The following is a 16709-nucleotide window of genomic DNA, read 5'->3' on the forward strand; positions in this document are numbered from 1 at the left end:
ATGCACCTGCGACCCATCGCCTCTCACGGTTCTGGAATGCGCGCTGCACAGTTAGAATAGCCGCCACCTTACGCAAGATGCGACCCGCTCATGACCGATCTGACGCTTTATCACAATCCGCGCTGCTCGAAATCCCGCGGTGCGCTCGAACTGCTTGAAGCCCGTGGCCTGACCCCGACTGTGGTCCGCTACCTGGAAACCCCACTGGACGCCGCGCAGATCCAGAACCTGCTGGGTAAACTCGGGATCAGCGCCCGGCAATTGCTGCGCACCGGCGAGGACGAGTACAAGACCCTCGACCTGGCCGACAGCAGCCTGAGCGAAGCGCAATTGATCGCCGCCATCGCCGCCCACCCGAAACTGATGGAGCGACCGATTCTCGAAGTCGGCGACAAGGCCATCATCGGCCGCCCACCGGAGCAGATCCTGGAACTGTTGCCATGAGCGCACCGTACATTCTGGTTCTGTACTACAGCCGCAGCGGCTCGACCAACGAAATGGCCCGGCAGATCGCCCGTGGCGTCGAACAGGCAGGGCTTGAGGCACGCTTGCGCACGGTGCCGGCGATTTCCACCGAGTGCGAAGCCGTTTCCCCGGAGATTCCTGACGAAGGTGCGCTGTATGCCAGCCTCGACGACCTGAAGAACTGCGCCGGCCTGGCTCTCGGCAGCCCGACCCGCTTCGGCAACATGGCTGCACCGCTCAAATACTTCCTCGACGGTACCAGTAACCTGTGGCTGACCGGCGCCCTGGTGGGTAAACCGGCGGGTGTTTTCACCTCCACCGCGAGCCTGCACGGCGGCCAGGAAACCACGCTGCTGTCGATGATGCTGCCGTTGCTGCACCACGGCATGCTGATCACCGGCCTGCCCTACAGCGAATCGGCGCTGCTGGAAACCCAGGGCGGCGGTACGCCATACGGCGCAAGCCACCACGCCGGTGCCGACGGCAAAAGCGGTCTGGATGCCCATGAAGTGGCGCTGTGCCGCGCGCTGGGTATGCGCCTGGCCAAGACCGCACAGAAACTGGAGAGCTGAGGTGGCCAAGAAACCGAAGATCCTGCCCGCCCTCGAATGGCTCGAACCACGGGTCAAGGCGATGCGCGCCATCAGCCTGCTGTGCTTTTTCGGCCTGGTGGGATTGCTGTGTGTTTACTACCTGGCGATTGCCGACCTGCACGGGGCACGCCCCTGGGTGATCCTGTTGATCGAGCTGGTGCCACTGCTGATTCTGGCACCGGGGATGATCATCGGCAGCCCTCGCGGGCATTCGTGGATGTGCTTTGTGGTGAACCTTTATTTCATCAAGGGCGCATTGGCTGCCTATGACCCGAACCGGCAGATCTTCGGTTTGCTGGAGATGGGCGCGAGCCTGGCGGTGTTTTGCTCGGCGCTGTTGTATGTGCGGTGGCGGTATCAGTTGAACCGAAAGCTGGCGGGTGAAGGCGAACCCTCCGTCGCCTGATCTGACGCCTTGAGCAAGTCGAATCGTCGCACCGCCGCTCCCACATTGAAATGCAATCCAATGTGGGAGCGGGTTTGCTCGCGAATGGGGCAACTCGGTCTCAATGATTGACGGTATAAGCCAGCATCATCGAAATCTGGCTCATCGGCCGCCCGCCACTTTCCTCATGCCACTGGTTGAACACGTCCTGCACCAACGCCAGGTCGCGCAGACTGCTCGGCACCTTGTCGATGATGTCCTGAGCATTCAGCGCCGCCACCACGTCATAGCTCGGTACAAAGGTGTCCTTGCCGATCATCCGCAAGAAACGTGGGGCTGACAGCCCGCCCAACTGATGTCCGCGCTTTTTCAGGAAGGTCCAGAGCCCGACGATATCGGTCACCGGCCAATCGGCGATCAGCGCACCGAAACTGCCCTTTTCATGGGCCACGTCCAGTATGAACTGCGCATTGCGCGGCACGCTCTTGAGCTTGCCCAAGTGACGTATGATCCGCGTGTCCTGCATCAGGCGCTCAAGGTGCTCGGCGCTCATCAACACGACTTTTTCCGGGTCGAACCTGAAGAACACTTCTTCGAAGGCCGGCCACTTGGCATCCACCAGGCTGTGCTTGAGCCCGGCACGGAATACCCGCAACGCCATCGTCGAGAGGTAGCGATCGTCGCTGATCTTGCGCAGTTGCGCCGGGGTCTTGGGAACGGGCAGATGGGCTTCCAGTTCAGCCGCCGAACCGAAGCGGTTCAAGCAATACTCGTTCAGCCACTTGTAGTCGCGCATGCCCTCTCCTGAGGTAAACGAAAAACCTGTGGGAGCGGGCTTGCTCGCGAAGACGTAGTGTCAGCCAACATCAATGCTGAAGACACACCGATTTCGCGAGCAAGCTCCCTCCCACAGCTGGATCAGAGGTTGACGACATTGACGAAGCGCGATGCGGCGCTTTCGTCGATCTTCAGACTGGTAAAGTCGAACAGGTTGCGATCCGCCAGTTGCGACGGGATCACGTTCTGCAGGCTGCGGAAAATGCTTTCGGTACGACCCGGAGTCTTGCGTTCCCAGTCCAGCAGCATTTCCTTGACCACCTGACGCTGCAGGTTCTCCTGGGAACCGCAGAGGTTGCACGGGATGATCGGGAATTGCTTGAAGTCCGAGTAGGCCTGGATGTCTTTTTCGTTGCAGTAGGCCAGCGGACGAATCACCACGTTACGACCATCGTCGGCGCGCAGCTTCGGTGGCATGGCCTTGAGCGAACCGTTGAAGAACATGTTCAGGAAGAACGTTTCGACAATGTCGTCGCGGTGGTGACCGAGAGCCATCTTGGTCGCGCCGATTTCATCGGCGAAGGTGTAGAGCGTGCCGCGACGCAGGCGCGAGCACAGCGAGCAGGTGGTCTTGCCTTCCGGAATCAGCTCCTTGACCACCGAGTAAGTGTCTTTCTCGACGATGTGGTACTCGATCCCCAGTTCCTTGAGGTAGGCCGGCAGCACGTGCTCCGGGAAGCCCGGCTGCTTCTGGTCCATGTTCACGGCCACGATCTCGAACTTGATCGGCGCGACCTTCTGCAAGTGCATCAGCACATCGAGCATGGTGTAGCTGTCCTTGCCACCTGACAGGCAGACCATGACCTTGTCACCGTCTTCAATCATGTTGAAATCGGCAACCGCCTCACCGGCCAGTCGGCGAAGGCGCTTTTGCAGTTTGTTCTGGTTGACCGTGAGAGTGCCCATGACGCGAAATCCGTGAGGTGTGACGAAAGGCCGGCATTTTACGCAAAAACGCCTCAGGGGCGAAGTGCCTGGCCAAAAGGGCTGTTCGCCACAGACCCGGCGGCGATTAACAACTGCGTTTACAGCGCGATTTGCTCTAAAGCCCCCACTCCCTCTGGGGAAACTCCTCCCTATACTGCGACATAAGGTCACATACAAATTCAGACCTATGACTTACTTGGCCGCATTGGCCCGTAGGCGCTCCGCTGGGGGGCGACGGTAAAAACAAGAGGAGTGACTGGCATGATCCATCACGTAGTGGGGCTCTTCACCCACCCTGACCAAGAATGGAAGGAAATCCGTGGCGACCAGGAGGAAAGCATCAGCCACATGTACCTGACCCATACACTGATCCTGGCGGCGATTCCCGCGGTGTCTGCCTTTATTGGCACCACACAGGTCGGCTGGGTCATCGGCAACCGACCTCCCGTCATGCTGACCGTAGAAAGCGCGATATGGATGACGATCATGTCGTACCTGGCGATGCTCGGCGGTGTCGCGGTAATGGGCGCGTTCATCCACTGGATGGCCCGCACCTATGACGCCAACCCAAGCCTGGCCCGCTGCATTGCGTTTGCCACCTACACCGCTACACCGCTGTTCATCGGTGGTCTCGCCGCCTTGTACCCGCACTTGTGGCTGGGGATGATCATCGGTACCGCCGCCATCTGCTACACGGTGTACTTGCTGTACGTGGGCTTGCCGACGTTCATGAACATTCCATCTGACGAGGGCTTCCTGTTTTCAAGTTCGGTGCTCGCCGTAGGCCTGGTGGTGCTGGTCGCCATCATGGCGTTCACCGTCATTGTCTGGGGACTCGGCGTGGGCCCGGTCTACACCAGCTAAACGCTCATCACTGAACATCGGAACTGCCGACAAAGGCCGCCGCAAGGCGGCCTTTTCATTCTTCAGCAACGAGAACGCACACGACCATTCGGCAACCTGGCGATTCGCAAGGTCCGAGGGTTGCGGCATACTTGAGCGCTCTGGAGATCCATCAAGCATGCCCGAGCAACTCAATACCCGCGTCGAAGACTGTTTCCAACTAGCCGAATCCTTTTTCAAACGACCTTTCAAGCGCCCCGTGGTGAGCCTCAAGCTGCGCGGGCAAAAAGCCGGTGTCGCGCATTTGCACGAGAACCTGCTGCGCTTCAACCCGCAGCTGTACCGGGAAAACACCGAAGATTTCCTCAAGCAGACCGTGGCCCATGAAGTCGCGCACCTGATCGCCCACCAGCTGTTCGGTGACCGCATCCAGCCCCATGGCGAAGAGTGGCAATTGATCATGCGCGGCGTGTACGAACTGCCGCCCAACCGCTGCCACACCTATGATGTCAAACGCCGCAGCGTGACCCGCTACATCTACAAGTGCCCGTGCGCCGACAGCGACTTCCCGTTTTCGGCCCAGCGCCACAGCCTGGTTCGGCAGGGACGGCGGTACCTGTGCCGGCGGTGTCGTAATACCCTGGTGTTCAGTGGGGAAATGCGGGTCGAGTAGTTGTTTTTTTGGTGACTGCACTGGCCTCATCGCGAGCAAGCTCGCTCCCACATTGAGTTTGTGTCACGCCACAGATCCCCTGTGGGAGCAAGCTTGCTCGCGATGGCGGCCTGACAGGCACTAAAGAATCACCTTGACCCGACGCAACTGTTCGATCCGCTCAGCACTGAACCCCAACTCCCCCAACACCTGGTCCGTATGCTGCCCCAGCGCCGCGCCAATATACCGGGGCTCAGGCAACCCTTGCGAAAACTTCAGCGGACAAGCCATCTGCGCCTGGGACGAGCCATCGCCACGGGGCACTTCGGCCACCAACTCCCGCGCCTGCAACTGCGGATGACACAGCGCTTCTCCCAGGCTCAACACAGGTTCGACACAAGCATCCAATTCGCCGAACAGCGCGCACAATTCGGCGAAGTCATGTTTTTCGAATTCGACCTTCAGCGCGTCTTTAAGCTGTTTTTGCTGCGCCGGTTGCGGTGACAGGCCAAGGCCGGCCAACTCCTCCAGCCCCAACGCCGTACACAACTGTTTCATGAAGGCCGGCTCAAGGCTGCCCACCGACAGCCAGCGCCCATCCCGGGAGCGGTAGTAATCGTAGAAACTGCCGCCGTTGAGCACCTGATTTTCCGGTCCCGGCTCGACGCCACAGGCCAGATACCCGGCACCCGCCATCGCATTCAGGCTGAACGCACAGTCGGTCATGCTGACATCCAGGTGCTGACCCTGACCGGTTTGCTGCCGGGCAATGACCGCAGCCAGCAAGCCAATCACCCCGTGCAACGAACCACCGGCGACATCCGCCACCTGCATGCCCAACGGCAGCGGCCCAGAGTCGGCACGGCCGGTATAACTCGCCAGCCCGGACAGGGCCAGGTAGTTGATGTCATGGCCGGCGCGGTCCTTGTAGGGACCGGTCTGGCCATAGCCGGTGATCGACACATAAATCAATTTCGGATTGATCGCCTTCAGGGCTTCGTAACCCAGGCCCAGACGCTCCATGACGCCCGGGCGGAACTGCTCGAGCACAATGTCGTAGTCCTGCAGCAACGACCTGATCACCTCCAGTGCCTCAGGTTGCTTGAGGTCCAGGGCGAGGCTGCGCTTGTTGCGGTTGAGGTAGGCATGACTGGCTGACACGCCTTGATCGTGGGGCGGCAACACCCGCAGCAGATCCATGCGGGTCGGTGATTCGATGCGCAGCACTTCGGCGCCCATGTCCGCCAGCAGCAACGAAGCGAACGGCCCCGGCAGCAGTGTCGAGAAATCCAGAACCTTGAGTGATGCCAGTGGACCGAGCATGAACGTTCTCCCTTGACGATGCCCACAGCCTAGGCAGCTGATCGCTTTGCAGCAATCACCTTATATGCCACGTGCAGTGACCGTTACGCTCAAACACCGGGCATGAAAAAACCCGCCGAAGCGGGTTTTTCATTACAACAAGGCTTACTTGGCGTTAACCGGGGCTACCTCTTCGACGTGGCCCAGTACATCGTCTTTAGGCTCGTCGGCAATGCCGCGACCGCCCGAAGCCAGCTCGGCTTGCAGTACGTCGGTGTCCAGTTCATTGACCCACTTGGCCACAACGACAGTGGCAACGGCGTTGCCGATCAGGTTGGTCAGGGCACGGGCTTCGGACATGAAGCGATCGATGCCGAGGATCAGCGCCAGGCCGGCAACCGGCAAGTGGCCCACGGCAGACAGGGTGGCAGCCAGTACAATGAAACCGCTACCGGTTACGCCCGCAGCGCCCTTGGACGACAGCAGCAACACCACCAGCAGGGTGATCTGGTGCGTGATGTCCATGTGCGTATCGGTTGCCTGGGCAATGAACACCGCGGCCATGGTCAGGTAGATGGCGGTACCGTCAAGGTTGAACGAGTAGCCAGTCGGGATCACCAGACCCACGACAGATTTTTGCGCGCCCAGACGCTCCATCTTGATCAGCATGCGTGGCAGTACCGACTCCGAAGAAGAAGTACCCAGCACGATCAGCAGTTCCTCACGGATGTAGCGGATCATTTTCAGCACGCTGAAGCCATGCAAGCGGGCGATGGAGCCCAGCACGATCAGGATGAACAGCAGGCAGGTGATGTAGAAGCACGCCATCAACTGACCCAGTTGCACCAGCGAGCCGACACCGTAGGCACCGATGGTGAAGGCCATCGCACCGAAGGCACCGATTGGCGCGAGCTTCATGATCATGTTGATGATGTTGAACATCACGTGGGCGAAGCGATCGATGAAGTCCAGCAGCGGCTTGCCGTAGGCACCCAGGCGATGCAGGGCGAAACCGAAGATCACCGAGAACATCAGCACTTGCAGGATGTCACCGGTGGCGAAGGCGCCGACGATAGTGGCCGGTATCACGTTCAGCAGGAAGCCGACGACGCTTTGGTCAGCACCGGCTGCAACATAAGTGGCAATCTTGGAGGCATCGAGGGTGGCAACGTCGATGTGCATGCCATTGCCCGGCTGCACGATGTTGACCACGACCAGACCGACCAGCAGGGCGATGGTCGAAACGATCTCGAAGTACAGCAGCGCGTAACCACCGGTCTTGCCGACCGATTTCATGTCCTGCATACCAGCGATACCGCTGACAACGGTACAGAAGATGATCGGGGCGATGATCATTTTGATCAGCTTGATGAACCCGTCACCCAGTGGCTTAACGGCCACACCGAGCTGAGGGTAGAAGTGACCGAGCGCGATACCGATGACAATTGCAACGATCACCTGGAAATACAGGGATTTGTACAGTGGCTGACGAGTCGTCATTGCAAAGTTCCTCAAGGGTGCCAGGTGACAACATCCATCTGTTGCCCGCAACACCGCAATTGCGAACCCTCCTGCACTGGAGGGATTTGTTTTTTCGAGCTGCGCAACGGCAGGCATCTGCACGATGTATCGCAAGGCCCGTGCCACCTTCCGCAAAATCCCTGCAAGCCTTTTGATCTGCGGGGTTGCAGCGAATTCCCTGACACCGGACGGTTACAAGCATGTGGCGGTTTTCCGCCCTTCCATTAAAAGTCGTCCTGCTATTTGGCGGATATCCGCCCTGTTCACGCCGGCGGTGCACAGCTACCATCCGTCGATCAACGGTCAGATCTGCTGCCATGCGCGAACGCACCATCGCCAGTCATTTCGCCCGCGCCGCCCTTGGGGGGGCGCGTCGGCACGGCTACGACTACTCAAGCCTGCTACAGCAACTGGGAATCAGCCCCGAGTTGCTGGACGAGCCCCGGGCACGCATCGCTCCGGAGCAATTCATCCAACTGATCCAGGCCTTATGGCTGGCGCTGGACGACGAGTACCTGGGGTTCGGGCAAGCCCCAAGCAGGCCGGGCAGCTTCGCGATGATGTGCCATGCCGTGATTCACTGCCGCAACCTGGATAAGGCACTCCATCGCGGCTTATTGTTTTATAGCCTATTCCCCGGGGCTCCGCGTTTGACCTTGAGCCGTGAAGATGAATGGGTGCGCCTGAGCCTGGACGACTCGCAACTCTGGGACCCGGATCATTTCCTCAGCGAAAGCCTGCTGGTGATCTGGCACCGTTTCGGCAGCTGGCTGATCGGCCAGCGCATTCGCCTGGAACAGGCCACGTTCAGCTACCCCCGCCCCGAACATGGCGCCGAATACGACCTGTTGTTTTCCTGTCCGCTTGAGTTTTCCAGGCCCCAGAGCAGCCTGTTGTTTCACAGCCGCTACCTGGCCATGCCGCTGTTGCAGGACGAACGCACCCTCAAGCATTTCCTTGAGCGCTCCCCCGCCGACCTGCTCTCGCGCCCCGACGATGGCGACAGCTTGAGCAGCCGCCTGCGGCGCTTGCTCAGTCGCGACAGTTCACACTGGCCCGACCTGGAAGCCGTAGCCGCCCATCTGCACATCAGCCCACAGACCTTGCGCCGGCATTTGCGGGAAGAGGGTTCGAGCTTTCAGGAATTGAAGGACCAGTTGCGCCGGGACATCGCGATTTATCATCTGAGCCGCGCGGACCTGTCGTTGCAACAGATCGCCGAGCAGTTGGGGTTTTCCGAGCCGTCGGCGTTTCACCGGGCGTTCAAGAAGTGGACGGGGCTGACGCCGGGGGCTTATCGGGCGCAGGAGAGCTGAGTTTCAGCACCCGCGTTGCGCAGTGATCACTAGCGTCCTCCCAAGCGTACTCGGAAATACCCCGTCCAGGTTTTGCGGACGCTTACTCCTGAGGCGGAATGATCAGCGACAAGCCCGGGTAAATTTTATCCGGATACTCCAGCACCGACCTGTTCGCATTGAAGATCAGTGGGTACTTGGCAGCATCACCATAAAACTCTCTGGCAATTTTGGACAATGTATCGCCCTTTACAACCACATACATATTCAACTGACTGACCGGTGGAATCGCCAGAGTAGCCGGTGATTCGAAGTCCACATCGCCTAGCTGGTTTACCTGTTCGATAAACCGGCCAAGATTGTTGGCCGTGGTCGCGTGTATGTCATGCATCAGCACGATGGAGTTCTTTCTTTTCCTTATTTGCTCAACACCATGGGATACCCAGCCTCCCGGTTGGTAGTTGCTGTTCCAGTCCAGGGTATCCACGCTCCACAGAACCTGCCGGTACCCCAACTCGGCGACAGTGCGATCGACCATCGCATCGTGAGCGCCATAAGGCGGCCTCATGATCAGGTCCGGCTGCTGGTAGGGAGCCAGTGCCTGCTCCGTCATTTTGATTTGATCGATGATGGTGTCTTTGTCCTGGCCAACCAGCCTTAGATGATCGTAAGTGTGATTACCGATCCGGTGTCCTTCGCAGAGGATGCGCTTGATACGCTCGCCATGCCTGGCAACCAGATTGCCAACAATAAAAAACGTTGCCTTGATATCAAACTGCGCCAGTGTTTCGAGCACGGTGTCGGTCTGGATTTGCCGAGGACCGTCGTCAAACGTCAGCCAAACTTTCTTCCTTTCCATTTTTATCTCCTTTGATGGCATGGAACGCTTCAGCCCATATCCACTCATGCACCAACACAGGCTTTGCGTGTGCATGTCGTCAATGAGGCGAGGCCTATTACCTGCCACCAAACGGCTGAACGCCAACAAAACTTTGTTGCCGGTCGTTTAACGATTGATGCCTTTAGCGGCCGGAAAAGACCGCTATCAAATACCCGTTCAAACTGCCGGAAAGTGAATCCTGAACACCGCCCCGCCCATCGGCGAATCCCCCAGGGTCAGCTTGGCGCTGTAGCTCTCGATGATGTCCTTGACCACCGCCAGGCCGATGCCCTGCCCCGGGTGCTGGCGGTCCAGGCGCTCTCCGCGCTCGAGAATCCGTGCGCGCTGATCCTGTGGTACGCCAGGGCCGTCGTCCTCGACACACAACTCGGTACCACCGAGGGTTTCACGCACGCTGATGCGTATTTCGCCCAGGCACAGGCGATAGGCGTTTTCCAGCAGGTTGCCCATCATCTCCAGCAGAGCGCCCTGCTCGATCGGCACATAGCACGGATCGGGCAAGTCGAACGCGACATGCACGCGCTTGTCGCGATAGACCTTGTCCAGCGTGTCGCACAGGCTTTTCAGTACCGGTCGCAAGTGCACCTGATGGCGTACCAGGCCGCTTTTGCGCAGGCTGGCGCGCTGCAACTGGTAGCTGATCTGCTGGCTCATTCGTTCGATCTGGGTTTGCAGCACCCAGGCCTGATCGCGATCCTGGGGACGCAGGGCCATGTCTTCACTGACGCCTTGCAACACCGCCAGCGGCGTTTTCAGGCTATGGGCCAGGTCGTCGAGGGAATCGCGGTAGCGACTGCGTTGCTCACGTTCGCTGTGCAGCAAACGGTTGAGGGAACCGGTCAGGCGCAGCAATTCCCGGGGATGTTCCTCACTGAGGCTTTCGCGGGTGCCACCTTCGATCTGGTCCAGTTCCTGGCTCAAGCGCCGCAATGCCTGCAAGCCCCAGGTCAGACCAATCCACAGCAACGCCAGCAGCACCAGCAGTGCCGCGCCAAACCCCAGATAGAGATTTTCCCGCAGGCCTTCGAGGGTCAGTTCGTACTCGCGAACCGGCTGCAACGCCACGATACTGAAGGCTGCACTTTTGCCCCCGAGCAACTTGACCTCGACGTCGTAGACGAAGAACTCCTGGCCATTGGCTTCGCGGATCCGCGCAAACTCGCTGCCACGTCCGTCGTAGCGTGGCTTGTAGTTGATGCGTTCTTCCTGGGTCGCCTTCGAACGCCAGACCAGATGCCCTTCACGGTCATAGATGTAGCCGAGCAATCGACTGTCGGTGAGGTTGAAGCGCTCGTCGGGCAGTTGCGCCGGCATCTGCAGGCTGTTGTTCTCCACCCGGGCGGCCGAGATCAGCGTGGTCACGTCGGATGCCAGGCGCTGCTCGATGGAGTCCTGCAGCGCCAGGCTGAAGGCGCCTTGCATCGCCGGCAGCAACGCCAGCATGAACAACACCGCCAACAGCGTGGCGGCGAGCATCAAGCGTATGCGCAGCGAACGGATCAAGTGCAACGCTCGTTGAACAGATAACCAAGGCCACGCACGGTGTCGATCGGCTTGAACCCGCCCGGCCCCTCCAGTTTGCGGCGCAGACGGCCGACCAGTACCTCGATCACATTCGGATCACGCTCGTCGTCGTCCGGATAGAGCTGCTCCATCAAGCGATCCTTGGGCACCACTTGCTGATGATGGCGCATCAGGTATTCGAGAATGCGGTACTCATACGCGGTCAATGCCAATGGCTGATCGTCGAGGGAAGCTTGCTTGCGGTTCAGGTCCAGCAGTAAGGGGCCAGCGACGATGGTCGACTGGGTGAAACCGCTGGAGCGCCGCAGCAAGGCATTCAGGCGGGCCTCCAGTTCTTCGAACTGAAACGGCTTGACCAGGTAATCATCGGCGCCGGCGGCCAGGCCTTCGACCTTGTCCTGCCAGTTGCCGCGCGCGGTGAGGATCAGGATCGGGAAGCTCTTGCCACTTGAGCGCAACTGGCGGATCAGGTCGAGCCCGCTCATGCCCGGCAGACCGAGGTCGATCACCGCCAGGTCAAAGTTGAACTGCGCGGTCTGGTACAGCGCCTCCTCGGCGTTGGCCACGGACTCGACCACATGGCCGCTCTCCGTCAGGCGGGTTTGCAGGTGATGACGCAGCAGCGCTTCATCTTCGACGACCAGCAATTTCATATTGCTCTCCCGGGCAAATCAACATCTCCAGAGGCGCAACGTCGCCCCTCAATAACTAACATGGCAACGCCGGATCAGTCATTCGGACTGATCCGGCGCAGGCCGTTCATGGAACGCTTGTCAGAAAGCGTAGTTGGCGGACAGGTAAGTCTGGGCGCTGCTGGTCAGGTCCAGCGAGCCCTGTTTGCTGCCGCCGCGCTCACTCATCTCGGTGCTGGCGTTGCTGCGCAGGTAACGGTAACCCAGTTCAACCGAGGTGTTCTGCGAAACCTGTTGCAGCACACCCACCTGGCCACCGATTGCGTAGCCGATATCGCTGTCGCGGCTGAAGCCTGGCGACTCCTGAGTCATTTTTGTCAGGCCGGCCGTGGCGCCACCGAACAGCCTGGTGGTGCCGCTTACCGGGTAGAACAGATCGTAGCTGCCCAGAAGGTTTTCCTGACGCAGCTTAATGCCGTTGTGGGTGCCCGACACATTGTCGTAAGTGGCGTAGTAGCGGCCCTTGGTGTTTTGCTGGCCCAGACGAACACCCCAGGTGGTGTCCTTGCCGATTACGCCATCGGCGTTCGGGTGATTGAGGTTGTCGTTCAGGGCGTGGGATTTTTTGACCTTGTCGCTGGTCTGTCCAAGAGTAAGGCTGGCGAAGTTGTCGTCGGATGCGAAAGCTGCGGTGCTTGCGCCCAGAACCGTGAATGCCAGAAGCAGTTTTTTGAATCCAGTCATTGGGGAGTTTCCTCATGTGCCGTTTGTTTTTTGGGTACGGGGCAAGGTTACGCACCGCGCCCTGAACTCCCCCTGAACGCACTCTGAACCTGGGCTGAACCGCCCTCATCCGAATGTTTCGACACGTTTCAACAGGAGATCCGCCCCTGCAAAGGACAAGTCCGGCGCCGACTACCAATTCGTCAGAAGCTTTGCACTACCCAGCCTCAAGCCAACCCGGCAAAATGCCTGATATGAATCCAACCCCCGCCCTGCCCACCTGCTGCACACCCCTCGATGACCATTGGCCGCTGCCGTTTGTGCTGCCCGATACGGTCCTGCTGAGTACTCACTTCGATAGCGCCCGACTGGCCAGCGATGACTTTCAGCGCAGCGCTGTAGAAGTGCCGGCGAGCATCCAGCGCTCGGTGGCCAAACGGCAGGCGGAGTTTCTCGCCGGGCGAGTGTGCGCCCGGGCCGCGCTACAGCGACTGGAAGGCTTGAGTTTCATTCCGGCCATCGGCGAAGATCGGGCACCGGTCTGGCCTGGTCATATCACGGGCTCGATCACCCACAGCACTGGCCGGGCCGCGGCGATCGTGGCGAACAAAAGCCATTGGCGCGGCCTGGGCATGGACCTGGAAAACCTGCTCAATGCCGAACGGGCCGAACGCCTGGCCGGGGAAATCCTCAATCCGCCGGAGCTACAGCGCATGGCGGCGGGCGATCACGATCAACGGGCGTTGCTGGTCACCCTGACGTTCTCGGTCAAGGAAAGCCTGTTCAAGGCGCTGTATCCGATCGTTCAGCAACGCTTTTATTTCGAACACGCCGAAGTGCTGGAGTGGCGTGAATCGGGCGAGGTGCGGTTGCGATTGCTCACGGACTTGTCCAGCGAATGGCGCAATGGCACCGAACTGGATGCGCAGTTCGGGGTCAAGGATGGGCAGCTGTTGAGTCTGGTCAGCATCAGGGCCTGAAGATTTTCAGCGCATGACCGGACCTCTTCGCGAGCAAGCCCGCTCCCACACTGGATCTTCATTGAACACACTATTTATGAACATCACAGATCAAATGTGGGAGCGGGCTTGCTCGCGAAGGCGGGTCATCATTCAGCGCATTTCTCAACGCTTCTCCTGATTGCGCGGCCAGCTCAGGCTGAAGCACGCCCCGCCCAGGCTCTTGCTCTTGCCGATCAACGCGCGCCCGTCATGCCAATGGATGATCCGTCGCACAATGGACAGGCCTAACCCATGGCCTCCAGACGCGCGGGTGCGGCTGTCGTCGAGACGCAGGAACGGCGTAAAGATCTTCTCCCACGCCGACTCCGGCACGCCCGGCCCGTCATCCTCGATATCTACCCGGCATCGCTGCTGCCCCACCTGATAGCTGATGGTCACCCGTGATTGCGCGTGGCGCATGGCATTAGTCACCAGGTTCTGGATCGCCCGATGCAAGTAGCGCGGCTCAGCCTCGACCCAGGCGTCGTCGTTGTCGGCGGCCGACAGGCATAACCCGCGTTGCACCGTGACGTCCGCGCGCAACGGCGCCAGTTCTTCGATCACCTGGTCGACCAAGGCATCCAGATCGATCCGCTGAAAGTTCAGCGCCGGCGAGCCCTGTTCCAACCGCGCGTAGGTCAGCATCTCGTCCACCAGCCGGTCGAGGTCCTCGATGTCGTGGTCCATGCCCTGGCAGTATTTTTCCAGGGCTTGCGGCGTGCTGGCCGAGCCGATCATTTCCAGGCCAAAGCGCAGGCGTGCCACCGGCGTACGCAATTCGTGGGACACCGCGCGCACCAGTTCACGCTGGATCGCCAGCAACTGCTGCAGGTGTTCGGCCATGCCGTTAAACGCCGAGGCCAGCCGCCCCACCGAATCCGCACCGCGAGCAGGTACGCGGGTTTCCAGGCTGCCCTTGGCAATGCGCGTGGCGGCGGCCTCCAGGCCACGCAAGCGTCGCTCGAGCTGGCGCACAAGCAGATAGACGATCAAACCGATCAACGTCAGGCCCAGCGCAGCGATCAGCACCAGCCACTCCGGCGGATAAGGATTCATCTGATACAGCGGGCCGATTTCCAGGACCCACGGCGTGCCGACCATGCCGGCAAACACCCGGATCGAATCGCCCCCCTTGCCCAGCGCCATCACCGTGTCACCCTCGGATACCCGGCGGCTCTGGTCTTCGTCCATGTCCGCCTGGTCAACCGTGACCAGGCGCAAGTCGAAGCCGAAGCCCTTGCTTTCCTTCAATTGCGCCAGGCGCAAGGGCTGGTCGGCGACCGGGGTGCGCACCAGCTCATCGGTCAACAGGTAGATGGTCGCCCGGGCCAGTTGCTCGCTGATCTGCTGCACCTCCCCGGTGAGCATCAACTGTTCCTTGTCGCTGACCAGCTTGTAGACCTTCGCAGCGTGCGGCCCGGTCTGCTCCACCAATGCCTGGCCGCGCAACACACGGGTGCGCTGGGTCAGGTCGAGGTCGGTCTCGGCAAAGGTTTTCAGCGCCAGCGGAATCCCCAGCAGCCGCTCCCACACCAGCAAGGCCCGGTGGCGCTCAGTCTGGTTCATCGGTTGCAGGTTGTCGGCCATCAGCGAGAACGTGCCGTGGGCCAGGCGCTCGCGGTATTGCTCGCTGCGCACCTCATTGAGCAGGTGCAACGCCAGCACACCGAGCACCGCCACCAGAATCAGCGCGGCGCACATGCCGCCATAGATACGCAGGAAGATCGAGTTCACTGGGACGGATCTACGCAAGCCTCGGGAACGAACAGATAGCCCTTGCTGCGCACGGTCTTTATCAGCCGTGGATGCTCCGGGTCATCGCCGATCTTCGGGCGGATGCGCGAGATGCGCACATCAATGGAGCGGTCCTGACCGTCATAGCCGATGCCCCGCAGCGCGGTGAAGATCTCTTCCCTTGAGAGAATGCGCCCGGCATTGGCCACCAATAGCCAGAGCAGGTCGAATTCGGCGCTGGTCAACTCGATGCCGTTGCCCTGCAACCAGGCTTCGCGCAAGGCGTTGTCGACGATCAGCGGACCGAACTGTAGACGCCGCTGTTTTTCCGGGGCGACCTCGGGCGTTTCACTACGGCGCAGTAGCGCCTGGATGCGCGCCAGCAACAGGCGCGGGCGTACCGGTTTGCAGACGTAGTCGTCAGCCCCCAGGTCCAGGCCGAGAATCTGGTCGGTATCATCGGTGCGGGCGGTGAGCATCAGGATCGGGCCGTCATAGCGGGCGCGGACCTTGCGGCAAATGCTCAGACCATCTTCACCGGGGAGCATCAGGTCGAGGATCACCAGGTCCGGTTGTTCCTTGATGATGCGATTCGCCGCGAGCGCACCATTGCCTTCGATCAATACACGCAGGCCATTGGCTTCCAGGTAATCGCGGGTCAGTTCGGCCAGTCGCTGGTCGTCCTCCACAATCAATACCTGCCAGGCTTCTTGCTCCACGGGTGACCTCTGCTTGCCAAAAACACTAATAAGGAAGGATCCGCCCGTCTTTTTGTAATGATTCGGGGGGATAAATATGTATACACGCTGGGCCGATTGTATAAACGCCACCCGTCGAGAACACAAGCGGGTAAATGCGTTCGGACAACAGGGTTTTTTGTGGTAGGGTTCGCGCCCTTAAAAATCTGACCTGGCGTTTTCACCCGTTGAAATTCGCTGAAAAAAGCTTCGATCCAGCAAGGTCGCGGCCTACACGCCGATTCCCTCTTTCACACACAATTTACGCACAGGTTTATCCACAAGCAGTATGTTGCACCCCCCCATAAAACGCATTATCTTGTACCCCGGCGCAAAAAAAACCCTACATGTAGGGTTTTGACTAAAAAGCCCAACCACATTTCAGACCAGAAACTCAAGCGCTTTATTGCCTGTTTATGGTTGAACCAAGCGTGAACTTACAAGCCCAAACCGCGCTGGCGGATGGCACCGTTTTTTCAGGCCAGAGCGGCCAAAACGGTACGGGTGTTGCAGTCATGACTGACACCCCCGAAAGGAATCCGGTTTCGAGCCCAGGCTCGTAGCCAAAGACTTCGGCAAGGACGGCCTCATTAGCCTTTTTCCTACTGTCCCGAAGTTGTTATGCCCGGCTCTCGCC

At 59.8% G+C, this 16709-nt stretch carries 17 protein-coding genes; 7 read left to right on the forward strand and 10 right to left on the reverse strand.

Features of this window, described 5'->3' with window-relative positions:
* Positions 1 to 90: 90 nt before the first annotated feature.
* Genes arsC through ACM6G4_RS10760 form a run of 3 tightly spaced genes read left to right on the forward strand, consistent with a single transcriptional unit; the run spans position 91 to position 1464 of the window.
* On the forward strand, positions 91 to 444 hold the full coding sequence (arsC, locus tag ACM6G4_RS10750; protein WP_056728022.1) for an arsenate reductase (glutaredoxin): 354 nt from the start codon (positions 91 to 93) through the stop codon (positions 442 to 444).
* Complete coding sequence (gene wrbA, locus ACM6G4_RS10755; RefSeq protein ID WP_046043016.1) at positions 441 to 1037, forward strand: NAD(P)H:quinone oxidoreductase; 597 nt, start codon at positions 441 to 443, stop codon at positions 1035 to 1037. The genes arsC and wrbA overlap by 4 nt, the downstream gene beginning before the upstream one ends.
* A gap of 1 nt (position 1038) precedes the next feature.
* Positions 1039 to 1464: a DUF2069 domain-containing protein gene (locus ACM6G4_RS10760; protein WP_056728024.1), complete on the forward strand. Its 426-nt coding sequence runs from the start codon at positions 1039 to 1041 to the stop codon at positions 1462 to 1464.
* A 100-nt stretch (positions 1465 to 1564) separates the two neighbouring features.
* Here the strand turns inward: ACM6G4_RS10760 and ACM6G4_RS10765 are convergent, their stop codons facing one another.
* Together ACM6G4_RS10765 and ttcA are read right to left on the reverse strand one after the other, a co-directional pair.
* Positions 1565 to 2239, reverse strand: coding sequence for a DNA-3-methyladenine glycosylase I (locus ACM6G4_RS10765; RefSeq protein WP_056728025.1), 675 nt, complete (start codon positions 2237 to 2239; stop codon positions 1565 to 1567).
* A 122-nt stretch (positions 2240 to 2361) separates the two neighbouring features.
* A complete protein-coding gene (gene ttcA / locus ACM6G4_RS10770; protein ID WP_008051493.1) occupies positions 2362 to 3186 on the reverse strand; it encodes a tRNA 2-thiocytidine(32) synthetase TtcA in 825 nt (274 codons plus the stop codon).
* A 282-nt stretch (positions 3187 to 3468) separates the two neighbouring features.
* On the opposite strand from ttcA, the gene ACM6G4_RS10775 reads away from it, so the two are divergent.
* Both ACM6G4_RS10775 and ACM6G4_RS10780 read left to right on the forward strand, forming a co-directional pair.
* Positions 3469 to 4071: a Yip1 family protein gene (locus tag ACM6G4_RS10775; RefSeq protein WP_056728028.1), complete on the forward strand. Its 603-nt coding sequence runs from the start codon at positions 3469 to 3471 to the stop codon at positions 4069 to 4071.
* Positions 4072 to 4228: 157 nt separating this feature from the next.
* Positions 4229 to 4723 (forward strand): SprT family zinc-dependent metalloprotease, encoded by a 495-nt coding sequence (locus tag ACM6G4_RS10780; protein WP_046043022.1) that lies wholly within the window; start codon positions 4229 to 4231, stop codon positions 4721 to 4723.
* A gap of 120 nt (positions 4724 to 4843) precedes the next feature.
* Here ACM6G4_RS10780 and ACM6G4_RS10785 read toward each other — a convergent pair whose 3' ends face one another.
* Positions 4844 to 6025: a CaiB/BaiF CoA transferase family protein gene (locus ACM6G4_RS10785; protein WP_414913641.1), complete on the reverse strand. Its 1182-nt coding sequence runs from the start codon at positions 6023 to 6025 to the stop codon at positions 4844 to 4846.
* 144 nt (positions 6026 to 6169) lie between these two features.
* Positions 6170 to 7504 carry a dicarboxylate/amino acid:cation symporter gene (locus ACM6G4_RS10790; protein ID WP_056728032.1) on the reverse strand — a complete coding sequence of 445 codons (1335 nt, stop codon included), beginning with the start codon at positions 7502 to 7504 and terminating at the stop codon, positions 6170 to 6172.
* Positions 7505 to 7842: 338 nt separating this feature from the next.
* On the opposite strand from ACM6G4_RS10790, the gene ACM6G4_RS10795 reads away from it, so the two are divergent.
* Positions 7843 to 8841, forward strand: a complete 999-nt coding sequence (locus ACM6G4_RS10795; RefSeq protein ID WP_414913642.1) for an AraC family transcriptional regulator — start codon at positions 7843 to 7845, stop codon at positions 8839 to 8841.
* 82 nt (positions 8842 to 8923) lie between these two features.
* Here ACM6G4_RS10795 and ACM6G4_RS10800 read toward each other — a convergent pair whose 3' ends face one another.
* The 4 genes from ACM6G4_RS10800 to ACM6G4_RS10815 form a co-directional block, all read right to left on the reverse strand.
* Positions 8924 to 9679 (reverse strand): polysaccharide deacetylase family protein, encoded by a 756-nt coding sequence (locus ACM6G4_RS10800; RefSeq protein ID WP_414913643.1) that lies wholly within the window; start codon positions 9677 to 9679, stop codon positions 8924 to 8926.
* Positions 9680 to 9877: 198 nt separating this feature from the next.
* The gene (locus tag ACM6G4_RS10805; protein ID WP_414913644.1) at positions 9878 to 11224 is read right to left on the reverse strand and encodes an ATP-binding protein; all 1347 of its coding nucleotides are present in this window, start codon (positions 11222 to 11224) and stop codon (positions 9878 to 9880) included.
* On the reverse strand, positions 11221 to 11898 hold the full coding sequence (locus ACM6G4_RS10810; protein WP_056728039.1) for a response regulator transcription factor: 678 nt from the start codon (positions 11896 to 11898) through the stop codon (positions 11221 to 11223). The genes ACM6G4_RS10805 and ACM6G4_RS10810 overlap by 4 nt, the downstream gene beginning before the upstream one ends.
* Positions 11899 to 12018: 120 nt before the next feature.
* A complete protein-coding gene (locus tag ACM6G4_RS10815) occupies positions 12019 to 12621 on the reverse strand; it encodes a hypothetical protein (protein ID WP_056728041.1) in 603 nt (200 codons plus the stop codon).
* Positions 12622 to 12854: 233 nt separating this feature from the next.
* Here ACM6G4_RS10815 and ACM6G4_RS10820 point away from each other — a divergent pair, with 233 nt between their 5' ends.
* Positions 12855 to 13580: a 4'-phosphopantetheinyl transferase family protein gene (locus tag ACM6G4_RS10820; protein WP_414913645.1), complete on the forward strand. Its 726-nt coding sequence runs from the start codon at positions 12855 to 12857 to the stop codon at positions 13578 to 13580.
* Between the two features lie 144 nt (positions 13581 to 13724).
* Here ACM6G4_RS10820 and ACM6G4_RS10825 read toward each other — a convergent pair whose 3' ends face one another.
* Together ACM6G4_RS10825 and ACM6G4_RS10830 are read right to left on the reverse strand one after the other, a co-directional pair.
* Positions 13725 to 15335: an ATP-binding protein gene (locus tag ACM6G4_RS10825; RefSeq protein ID WP_056728045.1), complete on the reverse strand. Its 1611-nt coding sequence runs from the start codon at positions 15333 to 15335 to the stop codon at positions 13725 to 13727.
* Positions 15332 to 16054, reverse strand: coding sequence for a winged helix-turn-helix domain-containing protein (locus tag ACM6G4_RS10830; protein ID WP_414913646.1), 723 nt, complete (start codon positions 16052 to 16054; stop codon positions 15332 to 15334). The genes ACM6G4_RS10825 and ACM6G4_RS10830 overlap by 4 nt, the downstream gene beginning before the upstream one ends.
* Positions 16055 to 16709: the final 655 nt, after the last annotated feature.

Origin of the sequence: Pseudomonas sp. IT-P258 (genome assembly GCF_949767825.1) — a bacterium.
GTDB classification, from domain to species: Bacteria; Pseudomonadota; Gammaproteobacteria; order Pseudomonadales; family Pseudomonadaceae; genus Aquipseudomonas; species Aquipseudomonas monachiensis.

What these genes read in the sequence shown, in the direction of transcription:
- arsC (WP_056728022.1), top strand. Translation starts at nt 91, where the DNA reads ATGACCGATCTGACGCTTTATCACAATCCGCGCTGCTCGAAATCCCGC.
- wrbA (WP_046043016.1), top strand. Translation starts at nt 441, where the DNA reads ATGAGCGCACCGTACATTCTGGTTCTGTACTACAGCCGCAGCGGCTCG.
- ACM6G4_RS10765 (WP_056728025.1), bottom strand. Translation starts at nt 2,239, where the DNA reads ATGCGCGACTACAAGTGGCTGAACGAGTATTGCTTGAACCGCTTCGGT.
- ttcA (WP_008051493.1), bottom strand. Translation starts at nt 3,186, where the DNA reads ATGGGCACTCTCACGGTCAACCAGAACAAACTGCAAAAGCGCCTTCGC.
- ACM6G4_RS10775 (WP_056728028.1), top strand. Translation starts at nt 3,469, where the DNA reads ATGATCCATCACGTAGTGGGGCTCTTCACCCACCCTGACCAAGAATGG.
- ACM6G4_RS10780 (WP_046043022.1), top strand. Translation starts at nt 4,229, where the DNA reads ATGCCCGAGCAACTCAATACCCGCGTCGAAGACTGTTTCCAACTAGCC.
- ACM6G4_RS10785 (WP_414913641.1), bottom strand. Translation starts at nt 6,025, where the DNA reads ATGCTCGGTCCACTGGCATCACTCAAGGTTCTGGATTTCTCGACACTG.
- ACM6G4_RS10790 (WP_056728032.1), bottom strand. Translation starts at nt 7,504, where the DNA reads ATGACGACTCGTCAGCCACTGTACAAATCCCTGTATTTCCAGGTGATC.
- ACM6G4_RS10795 (WP_414913642.1), top strand. Translation starts at nt 7,843, where the DNA reads ATGCGCGAACGCACCATCGCCAGTCATTTCGCCCGCGCCGCCCTTGGG.
- ACM6G4_RS10800 (WP_414913643.1), bottom strand. Translation starts at nt 9,679, where the DNA reads ATGGAAAGGAAGAAAGTTTGGCTGACGTTTGACGACGGTCCTCGGCAA.
- ACM6G4_RS10810 (WP_056728039.1), bottom strand. Translation starts at nt 11,898, where the DNA reads ATGAAATTGCTGGTCGTCGAAGATGAAGCGCTGCTGCGTCATCACCTG.
- ACM6G4_RS10815 (WP_056728041.1), bottom strand. Translation starts at nt 12,621, where the DNA reads ATGACTGGATTCAAAAAACTGCTTCTGGCATTCACGGTTCTGGGCGCA.
- ACM6G4_RS10820 (WP_414913645.1), top strand. Translation starts at nt 12,855, where the DNA reads ATGAATCCAACCCCCGCCCTGCCCACCTGCTGCACACCCCTCGATGAC.